Source organism: Streptomyces sp. NPDC020917 (assembly GCF_044333795.1).
Lineage (GTDB): Bacteria > Actinomycetota > Actinomycetes > Streptomycetales > Streptomycetaceae > Actinacidiphila.
The window spans coordinates 40,013-61,550 of sequence record NZ_JBIRRR010000011.1 but is presented as its reverse complement, the minus strand read 5'-3'; the positions used below and the strand labels follow the sequence as shown (position 1 = coordinate 61,550).

17 protein-coding genes are annotated in these 21,538 nt (G+C 74.3%); 4 read left to right on the top strand and 13 right to left on the bottom strand.

Going from position 1 to position 21,538, the window contains the following annotated elements; all coding sequences use genetic code 11:
- Positions 1–244 precede the first annotated feature (244 nt).
- Positions 245–766 carry a hypothetical protein gene (locus ACH4TG_RS23335; RefSeq protein WP_398244381.1) on the bottom strand — a complete coding sequence of 174 codons (522 nt, stop codon included), beginning with the start codon at positions 764–766 and terminating at the stop codon, positions 245–247.
- A 63-nt stretch (positions 767–829) separates the two neighbouring features.
- Positions 830–1,405 (bottom strand): TetR/AcrR family transcriptional regulator, encoded by a 576-nt coding sequence (locus ACH4TG_RS23330; RefSeq protein ID WP_398244380.1) that lies wholly within the window; start codon positions 1,403–1,405, stop codon positions 830–832.
- A gap of 128 nt (positions 1,406–1,533) precedes the next feature.
- On the opposite strand from ACH4TG_RS23330, the gene ACH4TG_RS23325 reads away from it, so the two are divergent.
- Positions 1,534–2,271 carry an SDR family oxidoreductase gene (locus tag ACH4TG_RS23325; RefSeq protein WP_398244379.1) on the top strand — a complete coding sequence of 246 codons (738 nt, stop codon included), beginning with the start codon at positions 1,534–1,536 and terminating at the stop codon, positions 2,269–2,271.
- 252 nt (positions 2,272–2,523) lie between these two features.
- Here ACH4TG_RS23325 and ACH4TG_RS23320 read toward each other — a convergent pair whose 3' ends face one another.
- The 4 genes from ACH4TG_RS23320 to ACH4TG_RS23305 all read right to left on the bottom strand — a co-directional run bounded on the left by ACH4TG_RS23320 (position 2,524) and on the right by ACH4TG_RS23305 (position 8,260).
- Entirely contained in the window at positions 2,524–4,347 is a 1,824-nt protein-coding gene (locus ACH4TG_RS23320; RefSeq protein ID WP_398244378.1) for a peptide-N4-asparagine amidase, read from the bottom strand.
- A gap of 146 nt (positions 4,348–4,493) precedes the next feature.
- Positions 4,494–6,197, bottom strand: coding sequence for a ricin-type beta-trefoil lectin domain protein (locus tag ACH4TG_RS23315; RefSeq protein WP_398244377.1), 1,704 nt, complete (start codon positions 6,195–6,197; stop codon positions 4,494–4,496).
- 347 nt (positions 6,198–6,544) lie between these two features.
- Positions 6,545–7,339 carry a class II fructose-bisphosphate aldolase gene (locus tag ACH4TG_RS23310; protein ID WP_398244376.1) on the bottom strand — a complete coding sequence of 265 codons (795 nt, stop codon included), beginning with the start codon at positions 7,337–7,339 and terminating at the stop codon, positions 6,545–6,547.
- Positions 7,340–7,561: 222 nt separating this feature from the next.
- The gene (locus ACH4TG_RS23305) at positions 7,562–8,260 is read right to left on the bottom strand and encodes a TetR family transcriptional regulator (protein ID WP_398244375.1); all 699 of its coding nucleotides are present in this window, start codon (positions 8,258–8,260) and stop codon (positions 7,562–7,564) included.
- Positions 8,261–8,385: 125 nt separating this feature from the next.
- Between ACH4TG_RS23305 and ACH4TG_RS23300 the strand changes: the two genes are divergently transcribed.
- Entirely contained in the window at positions 8,386–9,537 is a 1,152-nt protein-coding gene (locus tag ACH4TG_RS23300) for an acyl-CoA dehydrogenase family protein (protein WP_398244374.1), read from the top strand.
- A 172-nt stretch (positions 9,538–9,709) separates the two neighbouring features.
- Here ACH4TG_RS23300 and ACH4TG_RS23295 read toward each other — a convergent pair whose 3' ends face one another.
- Positions 9,710–9,916, bottom strand: coding sequence for a hypothetical protein (locus ACH4TG_RS23295; RefSeq protein ID WP_398244373.1), 207 nt, complete (start codon positions 9,914–9,916; stop codon positions 9,710–9,712).
- A gap of 229 nt (positions 9,917–10,145) precedes the next feature.
- Here ACH4TG_RS23295 and ACH4TG_RS23290 point away from each other — a divergent pair, with 229 nt between their 5' ends.
- Complete coding sequence (locus tag ACH4TG_RS23290; RefSeq protein WP_398244372.1) at positions 10,146–11,111, top strand: SDR family NAD(P)-dependent oxidoreductase; 966 nt, start codon at positions 10,146–10,148, stop codon at positions 11,109–11,111.
- 63 nt (positions 11,112–11,174) lie between these two features.
- On the opposite strand, the gene ACH4TG_RS23285 is transcribed toward ACH4TG_RS23290, so the two are convergent.
- Positions 11,175–12,020, bottom strand: a complete 846-nt coding sequence (locus tag ACH4TG_RS23285; protein WP_398244371.1) for a hypothetical protein — start codon at positions 12,018–12,020, stop codon at positions 11,175–11,177.
- Positions 12,021–12,288: 268 nt separating this feature from the next.
- Positions 12,289–12,978 carry a DUF899 domain-containing protein gene (locus ACH4TG_RS23280; RefSeq protein ID WP_398244370.1) on the bottom strand — a complete coding sequence of 230 codons (690 nt, stop codon included), beginning with the start codon at positions 12,976–12,978 and terminating at the stop codon, positions 12,289–12,291.
- Between the two features lie 279 nt (positions 12,979–13,257).
- Between ACH4TG_RS23280 and ACH4TG_RS23275 the strand changes: the two genes are divergently transcribed.
- The gene (locus ACH4TG_RS23275; RefSeq protein WP_398244369.1) at positions 13,258–17,325 is read left to right on the top strand and encodes a discoidin domain-containing protein; all 4,068 of its coding nucleotides are present in this window, start codon (positions 13,258–13,260) and stop codon (positions 17,323–17,325) included.
- Positions 17,326–17,420: 95 nt separating this feature from the next.
- On the opposite strand, the gene ACH4TG_RS23270 is transcribed toward ACH4TG_RS23275, so the two are convergent.
- The 4 genes from ACH4TG_RS23270 to ACH4TG_RS23255 all read right to left on the bottom strand — a co-directional run bounded on the left by ACH4TG_RS23270 (position 17,421) and on the right by ACH4TG_RS23255 (position 21,269).
- Complete coding sequence (locus ACH4TG_RS23270; RefSeq protein WP_398244368.1) at positions 17,421–17,879, bottom strand: nucleoside deaminase; 459 nt, start codon at positions 17,877–17,879, stop codon at positions 17,421–17,423.
- An 85-nt stretch (positions 17,880–17,964) separates the two neighbouring features.
- Entirely contained in the window at positions 17,965–18,732 is a 768-nt protein-coding gene (locus ACH4TG_RS23265) for an amidohydrolase family protein (protein WP_398244367.1), read from the bottom strand.
- A gap of 115 nt (positions 18,733–18,847) precedes the next feature.
- Positions 18,848–20,200 (bottom strand): glutamine synthetase, encoded by a 1,353-nt coding sequence (locus ACH4TG_RS23260; protein WP_398244366.1) that lies wholly within the window; start codon positions 20,198–20,200, stop codon positions 18,848–18,850.
- 136 nt (positions 20,201–20,336) lie between these two features.
- Positions 20,337–21,269, bottom strand: a complete 933-nt coding sequence (locus ACH4TG_RS23255; protein WP_398244527.1) for an aldo/keto reductase — start codon at positions 21,267–21,269, stop codon at positions 20,337–20,339.
- Positions 21,270–21,538: the final 269 nt, after the last annotated feature.

Below are 21,538 nucleotides of genomic sequence, written 5' to 3'. Positions count from 1 at the left end.
CGCCCCTTCGGGGTTCGGGGTGCCCCCGGGGGTGCTTTGCCGTCGAGCGGCATCGTCCCGCCTGGTCGCGCAGTTCCCCGCGCCCCTGGCGGTGCACCTTCGGTGGGTGGGGTCGGGGCCGTCACGGGAGTGTCTCCTCGGAACTGTGCGTGCGGCCCTTTCCGTGAAGTGGGCCGGGGGGATGCACAGTTCCTGCGGGGACACTCCCGCACCGTCCCCTCGGGCAGGACCCCGGGTGCGGGGGTCAGGAGGTGAGGGTGGCGGCGAAGGTGGAGAGGAGGTGGAAGTCCCCCTCGAGGAGGCCGAGTCGGGGGTTGACGAAGTGGAGGAGGAAGGGGGCGGGGTGGGCGGCGGAGACGAACGCGTGGTCAGGATCGGTGAGTTCGTCGTCGACCCAGGCGAAGGGCCGCCCGGCGGCGTAGGCCACGAGGGACTCCGCCTTCCAGTGCACCCCGTCGGGCCGCAGGGCGAAGAGCCTGTCGCCGAAGTCGACGAAGGGGAGTTCGGGCAGCCCGAGGACGGGGCCGATCCACTGGTTCGCCCGTTCCATCCAGGTGGTCGCCCAGCACAGGTCGTAGTCCAGGTCCATGAGGGCCGGGCCGTGGGCGGGGTTGAGCCAGACGCGGAGCAGCCGTGCGGGGGAGCGCAGCCCGTCCCCTTCCCAGGGGACCCGGATCGTCACGTAGCCCTCGGGGCGCCGCTCGGGCTGGGCGGCGTAGGGGTTGAGGGGGCCGTCGACATCGAGGAACAGCAGAGGTCGGCTCACGGGCCTGCTCTCGTCGCGGGGGTGTCGGTCTCGCCCGCAGCGTAGCCCTGTCGGGGAGTCCGGCTAGGGACGACGCCTGAGACCGTCCAGGGTGAGGTCGAGCAGGCGTTCCGCGCGTTCGCGCTGTTCGGGTCTGCCCGAGGTGAGGGCGATGCCTTCGAGGGCGGCGCCCAGGTCGGCGGGGCCGATGTCGGTGCGGATCGTTCCGGCGGCCGCGCACGCGTCGAGCAGCGCGGTGACGGCGGTCTGGATCATCTCCCTGCTGTGGCCGTACGGGTTGCTTCCCGTGGCAGCGATGGCCCGCAGGGCGTCGGCCATGCCCGACTTGGCGGTGACGTAGTCCAGGAAGAGGCGCGTCCAGGCGTGCAGGGCCTCGAAGGGCGGCTTGGCGGCGAGGAGGTCGGGCACGGCGTCGCAGAGCTGGACCACCTCGTTGCGGTAGACGGCCTCGATCAGCGCCTCCCGGGTGGGGAAGTTCCGGTACAGCGTCGCGCTGCCCACACCCGCCTCCTTGGCGATGCGCTCCAGGTGGGCGTCCAGCCCCTCCTCGGCGAACATCCGCACCGCGGCCGCGAGGATCTTGTCCCTGTTGCGCCGCGCGTCAGCGCGCAGCGGGCGGGGTGCACTGCCGTCCGTCACCGGTTCCCGCTCCCTTCTCCTGTTGCTAAACGGAGGTGCCCCCACTTAGTCTGGCGTAAGTGGTGACGGCCCCATTTCACTTTAGGTCATGGTGTGACCTGCGTATATCCCCTGGAAGGACGTCGATCATGTCAGGAATCGAGGGCAAGGTCGTGGCGATCACAGGTGCCAGCAGCGGCATCGGAGCGGCGACGGCGGTCCACCTCGCCGAGAAGGGCGCCCGGCTGGTGCTCGGGGCCCGTCGCGAGGACCGGCTCAACGAGGTGGTGGAGGAGATCACGGCGAAGGGCGGCTCGGCCGTCGGGGCCGTCGTGGACGTGACGCGCCGGGAGGACCTCCAGCGCCTGACCGACACGGCGGTCGACCGCTTCGGCCGGCTCGACGTCCTGGTCTCCAACGCCGGCACGATGGCCGTGTCCCCGTTCGACGAGCTGCGCCAGGACGACTGGGACGCCATGGTCGCCACCCACATCACCGGCCTGCTGAACGGCATCGGGGCGGCGCTTCCCGTCTTCCGCCGGCAGCGCTCCGGCCAGTTCGTCAACGTCGCCTCCACCGCCGCGTACGTGGTGAAGTCTCCCCAGGCCGTCTATGCGGCCACCAAGACGGCGGTCAAGGTCCTGACCGAGGGCCTGCGCCAGGAGTCGGGGCCCGACCTCCGGGTCACCCTCGTCTCGCCGGGGTTCACCAACACCGAGGGCGTGGGCAAGGGAGCGAGCCCCGAAACGGCGGCGGCGATGGTCCGCCAGCGCGACGAGATCGCCATCCCGCCCTCCGCCATCGCCTCCGCGATCGCCTTCGCCATCGACCAGCCCGCCGGCGTCGACATCAGCGAGGTCGTCGTCCGCCCCACCGCCCAAGCCTGACCCCCGCCCACCCGCACCCGGGGTCCCCCCGGAGGGGACGGTGCGGGAGTGTCCCCGCAGGAACTGTGCATCCCCCCGCCCCACTTCACGGAAAGGGCCGCACGCACAGTTCCGAGGAGACACTCCCGTGGCGGCCCCCCCCACCGAAGGTGCACCGCCAGGGGCGCGAGGAACTGCGCGAACAGCCGAGACGACGCCGCAGGCGGCAAAGCACCCCGCGGGGCACCCCGGTTGCCGACGGGCACCCGGGGACTACCCGAGCACACCGCACCCCCGAACCACATCACTGGTCACCCAGCCATGCTCTGCCGCGAGCACTCGCTGGTAGCAGCCCCCCGTGTCCGTCGTCCCGACGAACCTCTCGCTGCCGGTGCCGTCGGACGACACGACCGTTCCGCCGGTGCGGGCCAGCACGCCCGTGGCGGTGACGGTGTCGTCGGTCTGCGAGAGCGGCCGCCAGGGCCCGGCCGGACCGTTGCGGGTGAGGTCGGAGAGGACGCGCTGCTGCCGGACCGCGCCGCGCAGGTCGTAGTTGTTGCCGTCGGTGTAGACCGGTATCGACATGTCGACGTCGATCGGGTACGACCAGGTGTGCCGGGCGGCGCGCACCGAGCCGTGGCCGGCGCCGTGCGAGGGCGCGGTCGTGGTGGTGACCGTCGTCGTCCCGGCGTCGCGCTGGGCCACCACCTGGTGCTGCCCGCCGCCGGTGACGGTGTTGTCGTTGGTGTAGGCGACGTGCTGCTGGACGCGGGTGGTGATCCGGCCCGCGGAGGTGTTGAGGTAGCCCTCGGTGTACCAGTCGCGGGTGGCGGACACGTGCACGGCGGCGCCGCCGTCGCCCGGCTGCTCGGTCGTGGCGACGTGCGGGTCCGCGCCGAGGGTGTCGCCGGTGAGCGCGCCGGAGGTGCGGGCCGCGTGGTGGTCGGTGTCGAGGAAGAGCGTGCCGTCCACGGTCCAGGTGTCGGCCGCGCCGTACGGGGTGAGGGTGATCGCGTGCGGCTGCCCGTCGACGAGCAGCCCGGCGAACGGCGTCAGGTCGATGTCGTAGGGCAGGGTGAGGAACTGGTCCACCGCCGGGATGGGCCGCCACAGGGTGGGCACGATGCCGCCGGAGTAGACCACGGGGTAGGGCTGGGCCAGGCCCGCGGGCCGGCCGTCCACCGAGACCTGCACCTCCCGGTACGGTCCGCCGCCGCACAGGTAGTCGGGGTACTTCGCGGCCAGGTCGTCGGGCGACGCGTCGAACCACTGCTCGTCGCAGCCGCCGCCGCGCGCATACACCTCCAGCCGCGCGTGCACCAGGTTGCGCGGGAAGACGACGCTCCGGGTCGCCGACTGGCCCGGGGACAGGCTGTACCAGCCGGGGGAGGAGCCGGTGGACAGCGGGAGCACCTGGTCGGCCACGGCGGGCGCCGGATGCCGGTGGTCCGCCTGGTAGTAGGTGAGGGTCAGCGTCATGTGGTAGACGCCGGTGTAGGTGCCGTTGACGATGTTCCCCAGGTCCGCGACGAGCGGTTGCGGGTCGCGGAGCAGCGGGGTGAACGACGTGACGTCCTTGTCGACGTGCCAGGTGATGCCGTCGTCGTCGGGCTCGGGCGTGCTGGTCCGCAGGACCTCCGCGCCGCCGATCCACACCCCGGCCAGCCGGTCGTACTGGCGCCCGGCGACGCTGCCGGACCAGGTGAGGACGACCTTGGCCCACGGTCCCGGGCAGGCGGACGGCGGGGTGACGGTGCCGGTGTACGGCTGCCCGTAGGAGTTGGCGAAGTCGTGCCGCATCACGGTGACCGAGCAGTGCGGGGTGTCGGGGCGGCTTACCGGGGGGAGCGCGGTGACCGGGTCCTGGTAGCCGCTCTCCACGTACGAGGGTGGCGTGTCCGCCGGGGACGCGGCGGACGCGGGTCCGGGTGCGGCGGTCAGGCCCGCGGTCGCCGCGGCCAGCACCGCGCCGGCGGCGAGCAGGGTGCGCGCGGTGCGCCGCAGACCGCGCAGGGCGGCGGTCGCCCGCCCGGTGCCGCGCGCCGTGTTCCGCCGGGTCGCGGCGGCCGGGCTGCTGGCTGGTGTGCGCTCTGGCATGCCTCTCCTTCACGGGAGTTCGGGTGTGATCGCCGCAACAGGCAGGGCGGTGGGGGTGGTTCGCGCCACCGGTGGACGATCGACAGGGTCGCCGGATCGTACTCCCGGGGTGCGGGCCACCCCCACTGGTCTGCCATGACAGTGCGTCAGGACGGCAGCGACCAGACCTGGTTGGCCTGCAGGTGGCCGCAGGTCCAGACGTCCAGCGGCGTCGCGTCGGCGGTGCCGCCGCCGTGGACGTCCAGGCACAGTCCGGAGGCCGCGCTGACCAGCGTGCCGTCCGCGGCGGCCGTCCACTGCTGGGCGGCGGCGCCGGTGCAGGCCGACAGGACGGCCGAGGCGCCCGCCGTTGTACCGCCGGCGGTCAGGCACTTGCCGAGCGTGCGGACCGTGTGGTCCGCGGCCAGGGCCCAGCGCTGGTTGGCGTTGCCGGTGCAGCCGTAGAGGATCACCGGGGTGCCGTCGGCGGTGCCGCTGCCGGTGACGTCGGCGCACTTGGCGCCGTTGCCGGTGAGCTGGCCGGTGGGCGTGGCGGCGCCGCATCCGCTGCCCGGGGTGAGCCGCCAGATCGCCGTGCCGTGGGCCGGCACGGTCGCGGTGAGGCTGCCGCTGACCGTCGAACTCGCCCCGGTCCACAGGTCCTTGGCGGTGACGGTGCAGCCGGGCAGGCCGACGTCGGCGAGCGCGGTCGTGATGCTGCGTGCCGCCGTGCCGCGGTTGAGCACGGCGACGGCGCGGCCGCCGCCGGCCAGCGGGCGGGCCAGCACGTCGGTACTGCCGTCGGTGGACACCACGCCGGCCTGGCGGCCGAGGGAGTCCTGGTCGAGCGCGATCAGGTCGGTGTTGCCGAGGGCGGACTTCGCGGCGGGCGTGAGCGCCGAGACGTCCGAGGACAGGATCATCGGGGCGGCCAGCATCGACCACAGGGCGACCTGGCTGCGGGACTCGTCGTCGGTCATGCCGCCCGCGCCGGCGATCAGGAAGTCCGGGTCGTTCCAGTCGCCGGGACCGGCGTAGCGGCCGATCCACCGGTCGTACCCGTAGTTGGAGAGCACGCTCGACCAGCGGCTGTTGGCGGGGTGGGCCGCGTCGAAGGTCGCGATGTCCCAGCCCTCGCGCCACAGTTGGCCGTCCGAACCGGTCCAGGACAGCACGTCGAACCAGGTGGCGTTGCCCCACTCGCCGCTCTGGAAGTACGCAGGCGCCGACTCGGAGAACACGATGTCGCGGCCGGAGCCGCGCAGCGCCGCGGCCTGCGCGTCGTAGGCCTGCCGGTACGCCTGCTCCTGCGTCTGGCCGGACGCGGTGTACACGTTGCAGCCGTCCAGCTTCAGGTAGTCCACGCCCCAGGCGGCGTACGTGGCGGCGTCCTGGGCGAAGTGGTCGGCCCCGCCGCCCTGCGGGCGCCCGCTGCCCGGGTAGCCGCCGCAGGTCGACGAGCCCGCGTCCTCGTAGATGCCGAACTTCAGCCCGCGCGCGTGCAGATAGGAACCGAGCCAGGCCATGCCGTGGGGGAACTTCGCGGGGTCGGCGACCAGGGCGCCGCTCGCGTCCCGGGCGTGCGTCATCCAGCAGTCGTCCACGGTCACGGTGTCGTAGCCCTTGGCGGCGAGCCCGGACGACACCAGCGCGTCGGCGTTGGCGGTGACGATCGACTCGGTGACGCCGCACTGGTAGTGGGCCCAGTCGTTCCACCCCATCGGCGGGGTCAGGGCCAGCGCCTTGCCGTCGCCGGACGTCGCGGTGGGGGAGGCGTGCGCGGTCGAGGCGGTGCCGAACGGCAGCAGGAGCAGAGCGGCGGCGGCCGCGGCAAGGACCGAGGCGCGACGGGGAGATCGGGATCGTGGCACGGAGGACTCCTCGGGAAGGTGGGGGGCGCGCGGAAGCGCGCGTACGGAGGTGCCTGTCGCCTGTGCGGAGGTGCGCGGGCCTGTCGCCTGCGCGGAGGTGCGTGTGCCGTCGTGCGGGTGCGGGTGCGGGTGTGTGTGCGTGTGCCGTCGTGCGGGTGCGGTCGTGCGTGAACGGCGAACGCGCGGTGGGGCGTTGGGCCCGGCGAACGGTGGTGCGGTGGTGCGGTGGTGCGGTGGTGCGGTGGTGCGGTGTGCGGTGATGTGGTCGTGCGTGAACGGCGGGCGCGCGGTGGGGCGTTGCGTCCGGCGAACGGTGGTGCGGTGGTGCGGGTCCCGGCCGCCGCCGGTCAGGGGGCGGCGGTGGCCGGGAGGCGTGGGGGCAGTGCGGTCAGCAGACGGGTCACGGCGGTGGCCATGGCTCGGCGGCCGTCGCCGAGCCAGTCGCGGGGCGCCGCGGCGGTGTCGGCGGCGAGGCGGGCGCGGACGGCCGCGGTCATGGCCAGGTCCAGCGCCGGGCCGATCGCCACCTTGGCGATCCCGGCGGCCGCGGCCCGGCCCAGGTCCTCGTCGGCCAGGCCCGCGGAGTCGCGCAGCACCAGCGGCACGCCGACGGCGGCCCGCAGCCGGGCGAGCAGCTGGCGGTCCGGCCAGACGTCGACGGCCAGGGCGTCCACGCCGGTCGCGGCCACGAAGGCGCGCGCCGCCGCCGGGTCGGTGCGCGCGCCCCGGCCGAACTCGGCCTCCGCCCACAGGCCCTGCTGGTGCGCCCAGCTCACCGCGTCGCGGGTGTGGGCGACATGGTCGGCGTACGGCAGGTGGGCGGCGTCGTACATCACCGAGCTGAAGCCGCAGTGCGCGGCCTGCGCCAGCAGCGCGGTGCGCCGGACCCGGTGCAGGTGCAGCGCCACCGGGACGGCCGCGGCCCGCGCGGCCTCCGCGGCGGCCCGCGCCAGCGGCAGCAGGAGCCCGTCGTGGTACTGCACCGCGGACTCGCCGATCTGCAGGATGACCGGCGCGTCCGCCGCCTCCGCGCCCGACACCACGGCCTGGACGTGGTCGAGCGTGACGACGTCGAAGGCGGCGACGGCGCGGCGCTGCCGGGCCGCCGCACCGAGCAGGGAACCGGTGGCTGCGAGAGGCATGGGTGCTCCGTGGTGAGGGCCCAGGAGGCTCAGGCGTGATCGTGAGGTCGTGCCGGCGTCACGTCGTTTCGAGCGCCGCCGTGATCGCACCTGCATCGTAGAACCGTGTTTTGAGCAACTTCAAGCATGCAGGCCAAGATTGTTGCGCGCTCCGGGCGTGTGCAGGCCCGCCCACCGGTCCGGTTCGGGGCGGGGTCGGTTCGGGTCGACAGCGCCCGCGGTCTACTCCAGGACGCCCTGGACGCCCTGCACCACCCGCCACATCGGGGTGCCGCGGCGGGCGACCATCACCACCACGTCGTCGTCGGGCACGTCGCCGCCCTCGGGCTCCCGGTCCTCGCGGTCCGACCAGGTCGCGGTCACGTACTGGAGGGCGCGGTCGACCTCGGTGTCCGGGTCGATCGTGGCGCCCGAGCGCAGCCAGGTGCGCAGCGCGTGGTTGTGCGCGGCGACCACCGCCGCCGCGATCACGTCGGCCCGCAGCCTGCCGTCCGGGCGGGCGGCGAACCGGGCCCGCAGGTAGTTGGCGAGCGTGCGCTCGTAGCGGCGGACCACGGACAGCTCGTGCGAGCGCAGGGCCGGGACCTGCCGGGTCAGCTCGTAGCGGCGGACGGAGAACTCCGGGTCGCCGGTGTACATGCGCAGCACCAGCCGGGCCGCGTCCCCGACCCGGTCCACCGGATCGGCGGCGTCCCCCTCGGGGTCGGCCAGGAACTCGGTCATCTCCCGCAGGCAGCCCTCGTGGTCGGGGAAGACCACCGACTCCTTGGAGGGGAAGTAGCGGAAGAACGACCGCCGCCCCACGCCGGCCAGGGCCACGATGTCGTCGACCGTGGTCTGCTCGAAGCCGTGCTCGGTGAAGAGCTGGAGCGCGGCCGCGACGAGCGTGTCGCGCATCGGGGGCTTGGGTGCCGACGTCATGCCTGGACCGTAGCACCAGGAAGGCGGTCGCGAACGTCGAGTACGGCACTGAGTGTGCATTTCACTAGGAACTGAGTACCCTGACCGTGACCGTGGATGCGCCACGCCGAAACGAGGAGCCCGTGATGTCCGATTCGTTCGACCTCTTCCGTGTCTCGGAGGAGCAGGAGATGCTCCGCGACTCGGTGCGCGCGCTGGCCGAGTCGAAGATCGCGCCGTTCGCGGCCGAGGTGGACGAGCAGGGCCGGTTCCCGCAGGAGGCGCGCGACGCGCTGGAGGCGGCCGACCTGCACGCGGTGCACATCCCCGAGCAGTACGGCGGCGCCGGCGCCGACGCGCTGTCCACGGTCATCGTGATCGAGGAGGTGGCCCGCGTCTGCGCGTCCTCCTCGCTGATCCCCGCGGTGAACAAGCTGGGCTCGCTGCCGGTGCAGCTGTCCGGCTCCGAGGAGCTCAAGACGCGCTATTTGGGCGCGCTGGCCCGCCGCGAGGGCATGTTCTCGTACTGCCTGTCCGAGCCCGAGGCCGGCTCCGACGCCGCGGGCATGAAGACCCGCGCGGTGCGCGACGGCGACGAGTGGGTGCTCAACGGCGTGAAGCGCTGGATCACCAACGCGGGCGTCTCGGAGTTCTACACGGTCATGGCCGTGACCGACCCCGACAAGCGCTCCAAGGGCATCTCGGCGTTCGTGGTCGAGAAGGACGACCCGGGCGTGTCCTTCGGCGCGCCCGAGCGCAAGCTCGGGATCAAGGGCTCGCCGACCCGCGAGGTGTACTTCGACCAGGTGCGCATCCCCGCCGACCGGATGATCGGCGAGGAGGGGACGGGCTTCGGCACCGCGATGCGCACGCTCGACCACACCCGGGTGACCATCGCCGCCCAGGCGCTGGGCATCGCCCAGGGCGCGCTGGACTACGCCAAGGGCTACGTCGCCGAGCGCAAGCAGTTCGGCAAGGCCATCGCGGAGTTCCAGGGCATCCAGTTCATGCTCGCCGACATGGCCATGAAGCTGGAGGCCGCCCGGCAGCTCACCTACGCGGCGGCCGCGAAGTCCGAGCGCGGCGACGGGGACCTGACCTTCTTCGGCGCGGCGGCCAAGTGCTACGCCTCCGACGCCGCCATGGAGATCACCACGGACGCGGTGCAGCTCCTCGGCGGCTACGGCTACACCCGCGACTACCCGGTCGAGCGGATGATGCGCGACGCGAAGATCACCCAGATCTACGAGGGCACCAACCAGGTCCAGCGCATCGTCATGGCCCGCAACCTGCCCTGACCCCGCTCCTGCGCCCCCCTTGAGCCCGCCCGCGCACCCCGGCCGGCCCGCGGACCGGGCCCGGCGCGCACCGCACGGCACTCAGTACCCCGGGTGCTCCCGGGGTACTGGCAGCGGATGTGCAGGTCAAGGGCGTCGCCGCCCTTCCGGTGCCACGGCATCGGAAGGGTCCTCAGTTCCCTGCTCCGCCGGCGCTCTGGCGGACCTCCCCGGCCGGCGGAACCTCCACTCCGCTCTCCCGGGCCAGCCGCAGGGCGTTCTCCAACTCGTCCAGCGCCTGCCGCAGCACCGGGGAGTCCGGCGCCGCGGCCGCCTCCTCCAGCGCCGCGCGGGCGGCCATGACCCGGCCGATCACCTGCTCGGCGTGCTTGTCCACCACGCCCTTCTCACCTCGTCGTGCTGTGGGCGGTGCCGTATGGATGTCAGCCTGCCACCGGATGCACCGACCTTCAATTCACCGGCGCTGCGACACCCCAGGTCACCCGGGGCGGGACCGGCAGCGGAGGGCGGCCGGCCGCCGCGGCACGGCGTGCACGCGCGCCTGCGCGCCCCCTCGGCGCCGCCCTGGACTTGCCTTCGAGAGGACTCCAGCTCCTAGCCTCGGTCCCATGACCACACCTCAGAAGTCCATCGGATCGGGATTCGGCGCGCAGAGCACCGCCGACGAGGTCCTCGCCGGGATCGACCTGACCGGTTCGCTCGCCGTCGTCACCGGCGGCTACTCCGGGCTCGGTCTGGAGACCACGCGGGCGCTGGCGCGGGCCGGCGCGCAGGTGGTGGTGCCCGCCCGGCGGCCCGAGACCGCGCAGCAGGCCGTCGCGGGCATCGACGGGGTCGAGGTGGACCAACTCGACCTCGGGGACCTGGACAGCGTCGGGGCCTTCGCCGACCGGTTCCTCGCCTCGGGACGCGGTATCCGCTTCATGATCGACAACGCCGGCGTCATGGCGTGCCCCGAGACGCGCGTCGGCCCCGGCTGGGAGCGCCAGTTCGCGACCAACCACCTCGGGCACTTCGCACTGGTCAACCGCCTGTGGCCGGCGATCGAGCGCGGCGCGGGCCGGGTGGTGTCGGTGTCCTCCGGCGGTCACCAGCGGTCCGGCATCCGCTGGGACGACCCGCAGTTCGCGCAGGGCGGCTACGACAAGTGGATCGCCTACGGGCAGTCGAAGACGGCCAACGTGCTGTTCGCGGTCCAGCTCGACGCGCTCGCCCGGGACCGCGGCGTGCGGGCGTTCGCACTCCACCCCGGCGGCATTCTCACCCCGCTGCAGCGGCACCTGGAGAAGTCCGAGATGGTCGAGCGGGGCTGGATCGACGAGGACGGGAACCCGCTGAACCCGGCCGGCTTCAAGACGCCCGCGCAGGGCGCCGCCACCCAGGTCTGGGCCGCGACCTCCCCGCAGCTCGACGGCATGGGCGGGGTCTACCTGGAGGACTGCGACGTCGCCGGTCCGGCGGCTGCCGAGGGCGGCCGCGGCGGCGTCAAGGACTACGCGATCGACCCCGAGCAGGCGGCCCGGCTGTGGGCCCTGTCCGCCGAGCTGACCGGCGTCGACGCCTTCGCCGCGTAGCGGCCGGCCGGCGGTCGCCCTCGGCGGCGGACAGCCGGGGGCGGCCGCGGTGCGGCGCGGGTGTCAGCCCGTGGCCGGGCGGTAGCTGTAGACGGTCGTGGTGACCGCGCAGACGCTGGGCGAGACGATCTCCACCCGCAGGACGCGCGCGGCCGGGTCGTAGTCGATGCCCTCGGACTCGAACGTGCCCGAGCAGATGCTGTCCTGCGGCAGCTGGAAGAGGGTGCTGACGTGCCCGGCCACCGGAGTGCCGTCGAGCGCGTGCGGCAGGTCCACCTGCAGCACGTCCTTCGCCGCGTCGTCCGACGCGCACACCAGGCGCGTGGCGGACACGAAGTCGCAGCCCTGGACGTCCTGGACGGGCTGGTCCAGGGAGATCTGGCCGGCCTGGGCGAGGGTGCCGCCCTCGGCCGGGGTGGCGGGGTTGGTGAGGGGAGCGGGGAAGACCTGGAGCCGGTTCATCGTGCCCCACTCCCCGGCCACCAGCCACTGGGCGTCGGGCGAGACCGCCGCGAAGGAGTTGTTGAGCGCCTCGCCGGCGTCCAGCGGGTGCGTGTAGTCGTAACTCTGCCCGGACGGCGTCGTGACCTCGAACATCTTGGAGGTGGCGCTGTCGCCGCCCTGGTAGGCGTCGAAGGTGTAGCCGCCGGCGATGTCGGGGTCGCCGACGTGGTTCCAGCCCTTGATCCGCAGGCCCAGCGGGATCGAGCCGAGGCCGCGGGTGAGCAGCGAGCCGTCCGCCCGGGTGGCGAGGCCCTCGCCGCCGGTGAGCGAACTGACCAGCGACGAGCCCGAGTTCTGCCATCCGCCGGGTGAGTCGGCCCGTGCGGAGCCGGGTCCGGCGGCGGTGACGGCGGCGGCCGCGAGAAGCAGGACGGCGGTGCGGCGGCCCAGTGCGGTTGCGCTCAAGGAAACCCCCAGGGGTGGTCGGGGCCGCCCGGCACCGCGGCCCGAAGCACCCAGCACCCTAGCCCGGACGCCCCACCCGCCACTACGGCCCCAACCCGAACTCCGCCTGAACGCCCGGCATGTGACGCTCACTCACCCGCCGGGCCGGGCGCCCCTCCTGCGCGCCGGCCCGGCGGGAGCCATCAGGCGGACCTCAGGACACGTCCGGACACCCAGGCCCCGCCTAGACCCCAGACCCCCGCCCAGACCCCCATGGCCTGTCCGGACCCTAGGACTTGTCCGGGCCGTAGAGCGCGGCGATGTCCTGGGAGGAGGCCCACCCGCTGTAGGTGGGCGACTGCGGCCAGCCGTCGGGGGAGTCCTGCCACTCCTCCTGCCGTCCGTACGGCAGCAGGTCGATGAGCGGGAAGGCGTGGCTGATCTGCTCGGTGCCGCGGCCGTCGGTGTGCCAGGTGCGGTAGACGGCGTCCCCGTCGCGCAGGAAGACGTTCACGGCGAAACCGCCACCGGGCGGCGCGCCGACGTCGGAGCCGAAGGTGCTGTTCGCCGTCGAGTACCAGGCCATCCTGTTGCCGACCCGGTGCTTGTAGGCGAGGGCCTCGTCGATCGGGCCCTGGGTGACGATCACGAACCGCGCGTCGTAGGCGTCCAGGAACTCCAGCCGGGTGAACTGGGAGGTGAAGCCCGTGCACCCCGGGCACTGCCACTCCTTGCCCTCGAACCACATGTGGTTGTAGACGATCAGCTGCTTCTTCCCCTCGAAGAGGTCGGCGAGCCGGACCGGCCCCGCCTCGCCTTCGAGGGTGTAGTCGGGCATCCTCACCATCGGCAGCCGGCGGCGCTCGGCCGCGATGGCGTCGAGTTCACGCGTCGCGGCCTTCTCCCGCGCGCGCAGCCGGTCGAGTTGCCGCTGCCAGGTGTCCGTGTCGACGACGGGCGGTAGGGCGCTGGTGGTCATGGTCCCTCACTGAACAGGTCGAGTGCTTGCACTGTGAGCGGTAGACCGGTCCGCGACGCCGAACTCATCGGTGCCGCCGCAACGGGTCCGCGGGCCTCCGCGGCGCACCCGCCGCCCGTGGTTCCGCGGTGCGCGGACGCCCCCCGCGCGGGCTGTCGCGGATGGCGGGCCACTGTCCGCCGGGAGAACGGCTCTTGACAGCGGCACCAGCGGGGGACGAGCCTATGGCAACGTTGTCAGAGCGCAGCCCAGCGCCTCTTCGGGAATGGACCGCCGTACATGCCGCACCCCTCGCCCCGCCCCTCCCGCCGGGCTGTCGTCACCGCAGGATCCGGCCTGCTCGCCGGGCTCGGCCTCGGCTTCGGCGCGGCGCCGGCAGGGGCGGCCGCGGCTGCCCCTGCCGCCCGGCCCGCGGGACGCGCCGAGCTCGCCGCGTACCGCCCGGTCGCGGTGTCGTCCACGGACTATGCCCCGACGCCGGGGGAGTTCGCGGTGGACACCCTCACCTCGACCGGGGTGAAGGGCAGCGGGTGGCGGGCCGGCGCGGGCGACCCGCAGTGGATCTCGGTGGACCTTCAGGGGCCGTGCGCCGTGGACGCGGTCCGGCTGACGTTCGAGGCCACCGCGAACGACCCGGTGTTCGTGCCCTCCTCGGGCGGCAACCCGCGGGACAGCACCACCGGGCAGGAGGTCCTGTCCAGTTGCGCGGTGGACTTCACCGTCGAGACGTCGCTGGACCACACCTCGTGGACCACGATCCACCGCACCACCTCCGGCACCGGCGGCGTCGTGGACATCGCCCTGGACACGCCGGTCCCCGCCCGCTGGGTGCGGCTGACCGTGCGCAAGCGCTCCAACGCCAACCCCCTGGGCCTGAACGGCTTCGAGGTGTACGGCACCGCGTCCGGCCACCGCCCCGACGCGACCGGCTGGACCGACTGGGGCACCCACGACCACCGGGCACCCGCCCTGGCCGTCGCCGCCGACGGGACGGTGCCCCTGGAGTCGGGCTGGACCCTGACCCTGGACGACCGCGCCGGAGGGGACGGCGCGGCCCTGTCCGCCGCGGGCGTCGACACCAGCGGCTGGCTGCCCGCCACGGTCCCCGGCACCGTGCTGGCCACGCTGGTCGACCAGGGCCACCTGCCCGACCCGGTGGCCGGCCTGAACAACCTGCACGTCCCCGAGGCGCTGTCCCGCCACGCCTGGTGGTACCGGCGGGCGTTCGCCCTCCCGCGCGGCCTGGACACCGGCGCCGGCCGGCACGTGTGGCTGGAGCTGGACGGCGTCAACCACCAGGCGGACGTGTGGTTCAACGGCCGGCACGCCGGCGCGGTCGCCCACCCGTTCGCCCGCGCGGCCCTCGACGTGACCGGCCTGCTGGCCGCCGGCGAGCAGGTGCTCGCCGTGCAGATCACGCCCATGCCGGTCCCCGGCAGCCCCGGCGACAAGGGGCCGGAGGGCCTGGCGTTCGTGGACGCCGGCGCGAACACGATGAACCGCAACTCGCCCACGTACCTGGCCTCTTCGGGCTGGGACTGGATGCCGGCGGTGCGCGACCGGGCGGCCGGCATCTGGAATCACGCGCGGCTGCGCTCCACCGGGCACGCCGTCATCGGCGACCCGCGGGTCGACACCGTGCTGCCCGCGCTGCCCGACACCGGCACCGCGGAACTCACCATCGTGGTCCCGGTGCGCAACGCCGACTCCGCCGACCACGACATCACCGTCACCGCAGCGTTCGACGACGTGCGGGTCTCCCGGACCGTCACCGTCGGGGCCGGCGCGAGCGCCGACGTCACCTTCGCCCCGGACGCCTTCGCCGCCCTCCGCGTCCGCAACCCCCGCCTGTGGTGGCCCAACGGCTACGGCAGCCCCGAGCTGCACGACCTGGCGCTGACCGCCTCGGTCGGCGGCCGGCAGAGCGACCGGCGCACCACCCGGTTCGGCATCCGGCAGTTCGGCTACGAGTACGACACGCCGCTGCCGTTCGTCGCCGGCACCGACGCGTACACGCAGACCGTCACCCTGGGCGCGCAGCAGGCCCGGCACGTCAGGGTCCGCTGCCTGACCCGGGCCACCGGGTGGGGCTCGTCGCTGTGGAGCCTGTCCGTCGTGGACAGCACGGTCCCCGGCACCGACCTGGCGCTGCACCGGCCGGCCACCGCCTCCTCGGTGGACGAGTCCGACCACCAGCCCGGCAACGTCACCGACGGGGACCCCGGCACCCGCTGGTCGTCCTCCTTCGACGACGACCAGTGGATCGCGGTCGACCTCGGCGCGCAGGCCGCCTTCGACCGCGTCGACCTGACGTGGGAGCAGGCGTACGCCCGCACCTACGTGGTGCAGGTCTCCGCCGACGGCAGCACCTGGACGGACGTCCGGACCGTCGACAACACCGCGGTCCCGCTGCCGTTCAACACCGGGGACGCCAGCCTGCAGACCGAGGACTTCACCGCGCGCACCGCCCGCTACGTGCGGCTGCAGTGCCACAGCCGCGCCACCAGCTGGGGCAACTCGCTGTGGACCCTGTCCGTGCTCGACAGCGGCAACCCCGGCACCGACCTCGCGCTGCACCAGGCCGTCACCGCCTCGACCCAGGACCCGTCGAACCCCGCGGCGAACGCCACAGACGGCGACTCCGGCACCCGCTGGTCCTCGGACTACCTCGACGACCAGTGGATCCAGGTGGACCTGGGCTCGGCGCGGACCTTCGACCGGGTGGTCGTCGTCTGGGAGGCGGCGTACCCGAAGACGTACACGATCCAGGTGTCCGACGACGGCGCGTCCTGGACGGACGTGACGACCGTCGACAACGCGCCCGTCCCGCTGAAGATCAGCGTCAACGGCGTCCGGGTGTTCTGCCGCGGCGGCAACTGGGGCTGGGACGAGCTGCTGCGCCGGATGCCGGCGGCCCGCATGGACGCGGCCGTGCGGATGCACCGCGACATGAACTTCACGATGATCCGCAACTGGGTCGGCTGCAGCAACCGCGAGGAGTTCTACGCCAGTTGCGACGAGCACGGGCTGCTCGTGTGGAACGACTTCCCCAACGCCTGGGGCATGGACCCGCCGGACCACCAGGTCTTCAACGACCAGGCCCGGGACACCGTGCGCCGCTACCGGATCCACCCCTGCGTCGCCGTGTGGTGCGGTGCCAACGAGGGCAACCCGCCGGCCGCGATCGACACCGGCATGCGCACCGCCGTCCAGCAGGAGGCACCCGGCATCCTGTACCAGAACAACTCGGCCGGCGGCGTCGTCACCGGCGGCGGCCCCTACGGATGGGTGGCGCCCGAGCGGTACTTCGACCCCGCCACCTACGGCAGCGGCAGCTTCGGCTTCCACACCGAGATCGGTATGCCCGTCGTCTCCACCGCCGAGAGCCTGCGCGCGATGACCGCGGGCACCCCGGAGTGGCCGATCGGCGACGCCTGGTACTACCACGACTGGAGCACCCGCGGGAACCAGGCGCCGCAGAACTACCTGGCCGCCGTCGAGGCCCGGCTGGACACCGTCCGCGACCTCGATGACCTCGCCCGCAAGGCTCAGCTGGTCAACTACGAGAACACCCGCGCGATGTTCGAGGCGTGGAACGCCCGGCTGTGGCAGGACGCCAGCGGCCTGATGCTGTGGATGTCCCACCCGGCGTGGCACAGCACGGTGTGGCAGACCTACGACTACGACTTCGACGTCAACGGCACCTACTACGGGGCGCGCAAGGGCTGCGAGGCGGTCCACGTGCAGGCCGACCCGGTCGGCTGGCAGGTCCTCGCCGTCAACCACACCCCGCGGGCGCTCAAGGGCGCCACCGTCACCGCACGCCTGCTGGACCTGTCCGGGCGGCAGCTCGGCACCGCGCGGCGCACCACCCTCGACGTCGGCGCGTCCGGCAGCGCCGCCGCGTTCACCGCCGGGTGGACCGCGGGCCTGCCGGACCTGCACCTGCTGCGGCTCACCCTCCAGGACGCGGCCGGCACGACCCTGTCGGAGAACACCTACTGGCGGTACCGCGACGCGGCGGCCATGCGGGCGCTCAACAGCGCCCCGCAGGTGAAGGTCACCGCGGAGCTGGGCCGGGTCACCGGCTCCGGCGACCGCCGCTCGGCGACCGCGACCGTGCGCAACCGCGGCACCGCGGTCGCGGCCATGGTCCGGCTGTCGCTGCTGCACGGCACCAGCGGCGAGCGGGTGCTGCCGACGCTCTACGGCGACAACTACCTGTGGCTGCTGCCCGGCGAGTCCCGCACGGTCGACCTGTCCTGGCCGGCCGCCGCCCTGACCGCCGGACAGCCGTCGCTGCGCGTGGACGGCTACAACGTCCGCAGGACGGTGGTGCGGAGCTGACGGCCCCGCCCGCCGGAAGAGCCCCGCGGCACTGACCGCGGGCTCCCCCCCGACCCACCCCGGCGCCGGCGCATACCCCGGCGCCGGGGTGGCCGTCACCGTCCGATGTCCTCGAACCACAGATCGGGCCGGGCGGCGACGAAGTCCCGCATGAGGGCCGTGCACGCCGGATCGTCCAGCACGGTCACCCGCACGCCGTGCTCGGCCAGCCACTCGTGCCCGCCCTGGAAGGTGCGCGCCTCGCCGATCAGCACCGCGCCGATCCCGAACTGCCGGATCAGGCCCGAGCAGTACCAGCACGGCGAGAGCGTGGTCACCATCGTGGTGTCCCCGTAGCCGCGCAGCCGGCCCGCGGCCCGGAACGCCGACGTCTCGCCGTGCGCGGACGGATCGCCGTCCTGCACCCGCCGGTTGCGGCCGCGGCCCAGCAGCCGGCCGTCCGGCCCGAACAGGGCCGCGCCGACCGGGACACCGCCCTCGGCCAGCCCGGCCCGCGCCTCCTCCAAGGCCACGGCCAGCATCGCCGCGTCGTCGGGTGCAGCAGATCCGCTCATGCCCCCACTGTCGCGGCGCCGGCGCCCGGTCGCAACGCACACACGCCGGCCGGCGTCGCGGACGGCGGCGGGCCCGGCCCGCGGGTCACAGGCGGTAGGCGCGCAGGGCGTTCTCCCGGCCGATCATCCGCACGACCCGGCGGGCGTCCGGCTCCGACCAGTCGCCCGCGTCCACCCACGCCTGCACGGCCGCCGCCGTCGCCCGCCGCCACAACGCGGCCCCCAGGAAGTGCAGTTCGGCCGGACCCCAGGCGTCGGAGGAGTAGAGGAGCTTGGCGAACGGGGCCAGCTCCATCGACTCGGCGACCACCGCGGTCGCACGCGCCCCGACGTGGTTCACCGCCAACCCCACGTCGCAGTACACCTGGTCGAAGGCCTGCGCCAGATAGCCGGCCTCGCGGTGGAAGGGGTAGCAGTGCAGCAGCATCACCGGGACCGCGGCCACCGCGGGCTGCCGCAGCAGGCCGGTGAGCAGCAGCGGGTTGGCCCGGTGCAGGTCCAGGTCGCGGTCGCCGAAGCCGGTGTGGACCTGGATCGGCAGCCCGCGCTCGACCGCGCAGTGGACGCCGTGGCGCAGCAGCACCGGATCGCAGAGCCGCGGCCGCGGCTCTGCCTCCGCGAGCCAGCGCCCGGCGGCGGCCCGCACCGCAGCCGGCTCCGGCGCGCTCCAGTCCAGGTCCAGGCCCGCCCGGTAGGCGGCCACCGTCTTGACGGCGACGGCGTCCCGGGACGCCTCGTGGAGCAGCTCGCGGAACGCCTCCTCGAACCCCGCGCGGTCCGGCGCCGCGGCGAACGCACCGTGCACATGGTGGTCGACCAGCCGCAGCTCCGCCGCGTAGGCGTCCAGCGTCATGGCGGGGTCCTTCCCTCGGCGATTGCGGCGATTGCGGCGATGGCGGCGGTGGCAGCGGTGGCCGTGGCTGCGGGCGATCCGGGTCGAGCCGGCGCGGGCCGACGGGCCGGGCCGGTCACACGGTCCAGGCGAACCGGAAGCGGTCGGTGAGGTCGCCGACACCCGTGCCCGCGTAGGCGTCCAGCTCGTGGCGGCGGACCGCCAGCAGCGCGGCCATGACCTCGTCGCCGAGGATCCGGTGGGCGGTGCCGGAGCCGGCGAGCGCCTCCAGTACCGCCTGCTGGTCCTGCGGCAGGCGCTCGGCCGCCGGGTCCTGCGCGGGGTTCACGGTCACCTCCGGCGGCAACTGCGCGCCGCGGGCGATCCCGTCCAGCGCCAGGCCGAGCAGCGCGGCCGTCGCCAGGTAGACGTTGGCGGACGGGTCGGCGCACTTCAGCTCGACGCTGGCGCCGTGCGGGGTGCCGCGGGTCGCGGCCACCAGCCGCACCGCGGCCTCCCGGTTCTCCAGGCCCCAGCAGGCGAACGCCCCGGACCACCGGCCCGGTTGCAGCCGCAGCGGCGACAGCGCCGACCCGGCGAACACCCCGAGCGTGCCCGGGAGTCCCTGCACGATCCCGGCGATCGCGGCAGCCCCCTGCGCGGTCAGCCCGTGCGGGCCGTCGCCGCCCGACAGCAGCGGGAGGCCGTCCCGCCGCAAGGACAGGTGCAGATGGGCGCCGTTGCCCGCGCCGCCGGCGAACGGCAGCGGGGAGAACGAGACCAGCAGGCCGTGCCGGCGGGCCACCTGGCCGACCAGCAGCCGCGCCAGCACCACCGCGTCGGCCGAGGCCAGCGGCTCGGCCGGTCCGAGCGACACCTCGAACTGCCCGGTGCCGTACTCCGCGTGGAGCTGCTCGACCGGCAGCCCGGCGTCCTCCAGCGCACCCGTCAGGTCCGCGGCGAACCCGCCGCGCTCCAGCACCGCGCCCAGCCCGTAGGGCTGCCAGTGGCGTTCCGGCAGCCGCTGCCCGTCGGCGTCGGTGAGCACGAACTCCAGCTCGTGGCCGACCGACGCGCTGAGCCCGGCCGCCTCCACGGCGGACTGCACCCGGCGCAACTGCCCCCGCGCGCACGGCGCGTAGGGTTCGCCGTCCTGCCCGAAGAACTCCGCGGGCGCCCAGGCGTAGCCGCCGCCGATCACCCGCGCCGCCGTCAGGTCGGCGCGCAGCCGTAGGTCGCCGACGACCCCGAGCCGGTCGGTGAAGGCGATCGCGGCGTCGGCGCAGAAGACGTTCCAGGACGGGGCGGCGCCCATCCCCGCCGAGTGGAACGCCGCGGCCCGCCGCAGCGGCACGGTCTTGGCGCGTGCCACCCCGGCCATGTCCACCACCGAACCGACGAGCACCCGCACGCCGTTCCCGGTCAGATCCGCCAGGCGCGCGGTCAGCGCGGCGCCGGTCAGCACGGGCATGGAATCGGTGAGCGGCACACGGGCCTCCAGTCCGAAAGCGAGCAAGACCTCCGCGCACGCTAGCGGACCGGGCCCCGCCCCCGAAGGCGCCCACGCGGCCGGGCGCCACTGTCATCCCGTTGCTGCCCCGCCTGCCGCCGCGCGGTGCCTGTGTCTAGTGCCAGGGCAGCGCGGAGCGGTGGGCCCAGTACGCGGCCGGGGGCTCGGCCAGGGACGACAGGGCGTCGAGGGCGTCGGCGGACAGATGGACGTCGGCGGCGCGGAGGTTGGAGGTGAGCTGGTCGACGGTGGCGGCCCCGGACAGGACCACGTCGGCCCACGGCTGGTGGAGGGCGGCGGCCAGCGCGAGCGCGTCCCGGGTGGTGCCGGCGGCCTCGGCGAGGGGGAGCAGGACGCGGTCCAGCTCCGGATCGGGCACCGCCAGACGGCCGTTGGCGACGCCCTCCTTGACCATCACGGTGCAGCCGGCCGCGTGCGCCTCGGCCAGGGCCGGACCGGCCGACGGCTCCAGCACGTTCCAGGTGGCCTGGACGCTGCGGAACAGCGGCCGCCCGTCGACCTCGACGGCCAGCGCCGCCCGGATCGCCTCGCCCTGCCCGGGCCCGCTGACCGAAGCGCCGACGGTGACGCCCGTCGCGGCCAGCTCGGCGAGCCTGCGGTGCAGGTCCCTATCGGTGAGGGCGGGACTGTCCGGGGTGAGCGAATGGATCTGGTAGACGTCCAGGTGGCCGTCGAGCAGGGCGCGCGTCTCGGCGAGCTGGCGCTCGTACGTCGCGACACCGTGATCCTTGATCTCGTGCGCCTCCGCGTGGACCTGCCAGTCCGCGGTGTAGGTGTAGCCCCACTTGCTGGAGATCACCAGGCCGGGCCGGTCGCCCGCGCGGGCCAGCCAGCCGGCGAGGAACTCCTCGGCCCGGCCGTAGGAGCGGGCGGCGTCGATCCGGCGCACGCCCGCGGCGTAGGCGGCGTCGAGCAGGTCGTGCACGCGCTGCCGCAGCGCCGCCACGCTGCGGTCGGGCGGCAGGTCGCGGTCGCGGCCGAGGGTGATGTAGCCGGGCCGGCCGACCGCGGCCAGGCCGAGGCCCATCCGGCGGACCCCGGACGCGGGGGGCGTGGGTGCGGCCACGGGCGGCTCCTTACGGTCGTGGGGGCGGACGGGTCCCGCATGATCACCGTAGCCCGCCCGGCCGCCGATGCCCGGCAGGCGCCGTCCCGGCCACCGCCGCGGGGGGGGGGGGGGGGGCGGGCGGCGGGGCGGGGGGGGGGGGGGGGGGGCGGGGGGGCCGCCCCCCCCCGGGGGGGGGGGGGGCCCCCCCCCGGGGGGGGGGGCGGGCGGGGCGGGGGCGGCGGCGGGGG

What these genes read in the sequence shown, in the direction of transcription:
- ACH4TG_RS23305 (WP_398244375.1), bottom strand. Translation starts at nt 8,260, where the DNA reads ATGACGTCGGCACCCAAGCCCCCGATGCGCGACACGCTCGTCGCGGCC.
- ACH4TG_RS23290 (WP_398244372.1), top strand. Translation starts at nt 10,146, where the DNA reads ATGACCACACCTCAGAAGTCCATCGGATCGGGATTCGGCGCGCAGAGC.
- ACH4TG_RS23320 (WP_398244378.1), bottom strand. Translation starts at nt 4,347, where the DNA reads ATGCCAGAGCGCACACCAGCCAGCAGCCCGGCCGCCGCGACCCGGCGG.
- ACH4TG_RS23275 (WP_398244369.1), top strand. Translation starts at nt 13,258, where the DNA reads ATGCCGCACCCCTCGCCCCGCCCCTCCCGCCGGGCTGTCGTCACCGCA.
- ACH4TG_RS23270 (WP_398244368.1), bottom strand. Translation starts at nt 17,879, where the DNA reads ATGAGCGGATCTGCTGCACCCGACGACGCGGCGATGCTGGCCGTGGCC.
- ACH4TG_RS23255 (WP_398244527.1), bottom strand. Translation starts at nt 21,269, where the DNA reads ATGGGCCTCGGCCTGGCCGCGGTCGGCCGGCCCGGCTACATCACCCTC.
- ACH4TG_RS23265 (WP_398244367.1), bottom strand. Translation starts at nt 18,732, where the DNA reads ATGACGCTGGACGCCTACGCGGCGGAGCTGCGGCTGGTCGACCACCAT.
- ACH4TG_RS23325 (WP_398244379.1), top strand. Translation starts at nt 1,534, where the DNA reads ATGTCAGGAATCGAGGGCAAGGTCGTGGCGATCACAGGTGCCAGCAGC.
- ACH4TG_RS23310 (WP_398244376.1), bottom strand. Translation starts at nt 7,339, where the DNA reads ATGCCTCTCGCAGCCACCGGTTCCCTGCTCGGTGCGGCGGCCCGGCAG.
- ACH4TG_RS23300 (WP_398244374.1), top strand. Translation starts at nt 8,386, where the DNA reads ATGTCCGATTCGTTCGACCTCTTCCGTGTCTCGGAGGAGCAGGAGATG.
- ACH4TG_RS23280 (WP_398244370.1), bottom strand. Translation starts at nt 12,978, where the DNA reads ATGACCACCAGCGCCCTACCGCCCGTCGTCGACACGGACACCTGGCAG.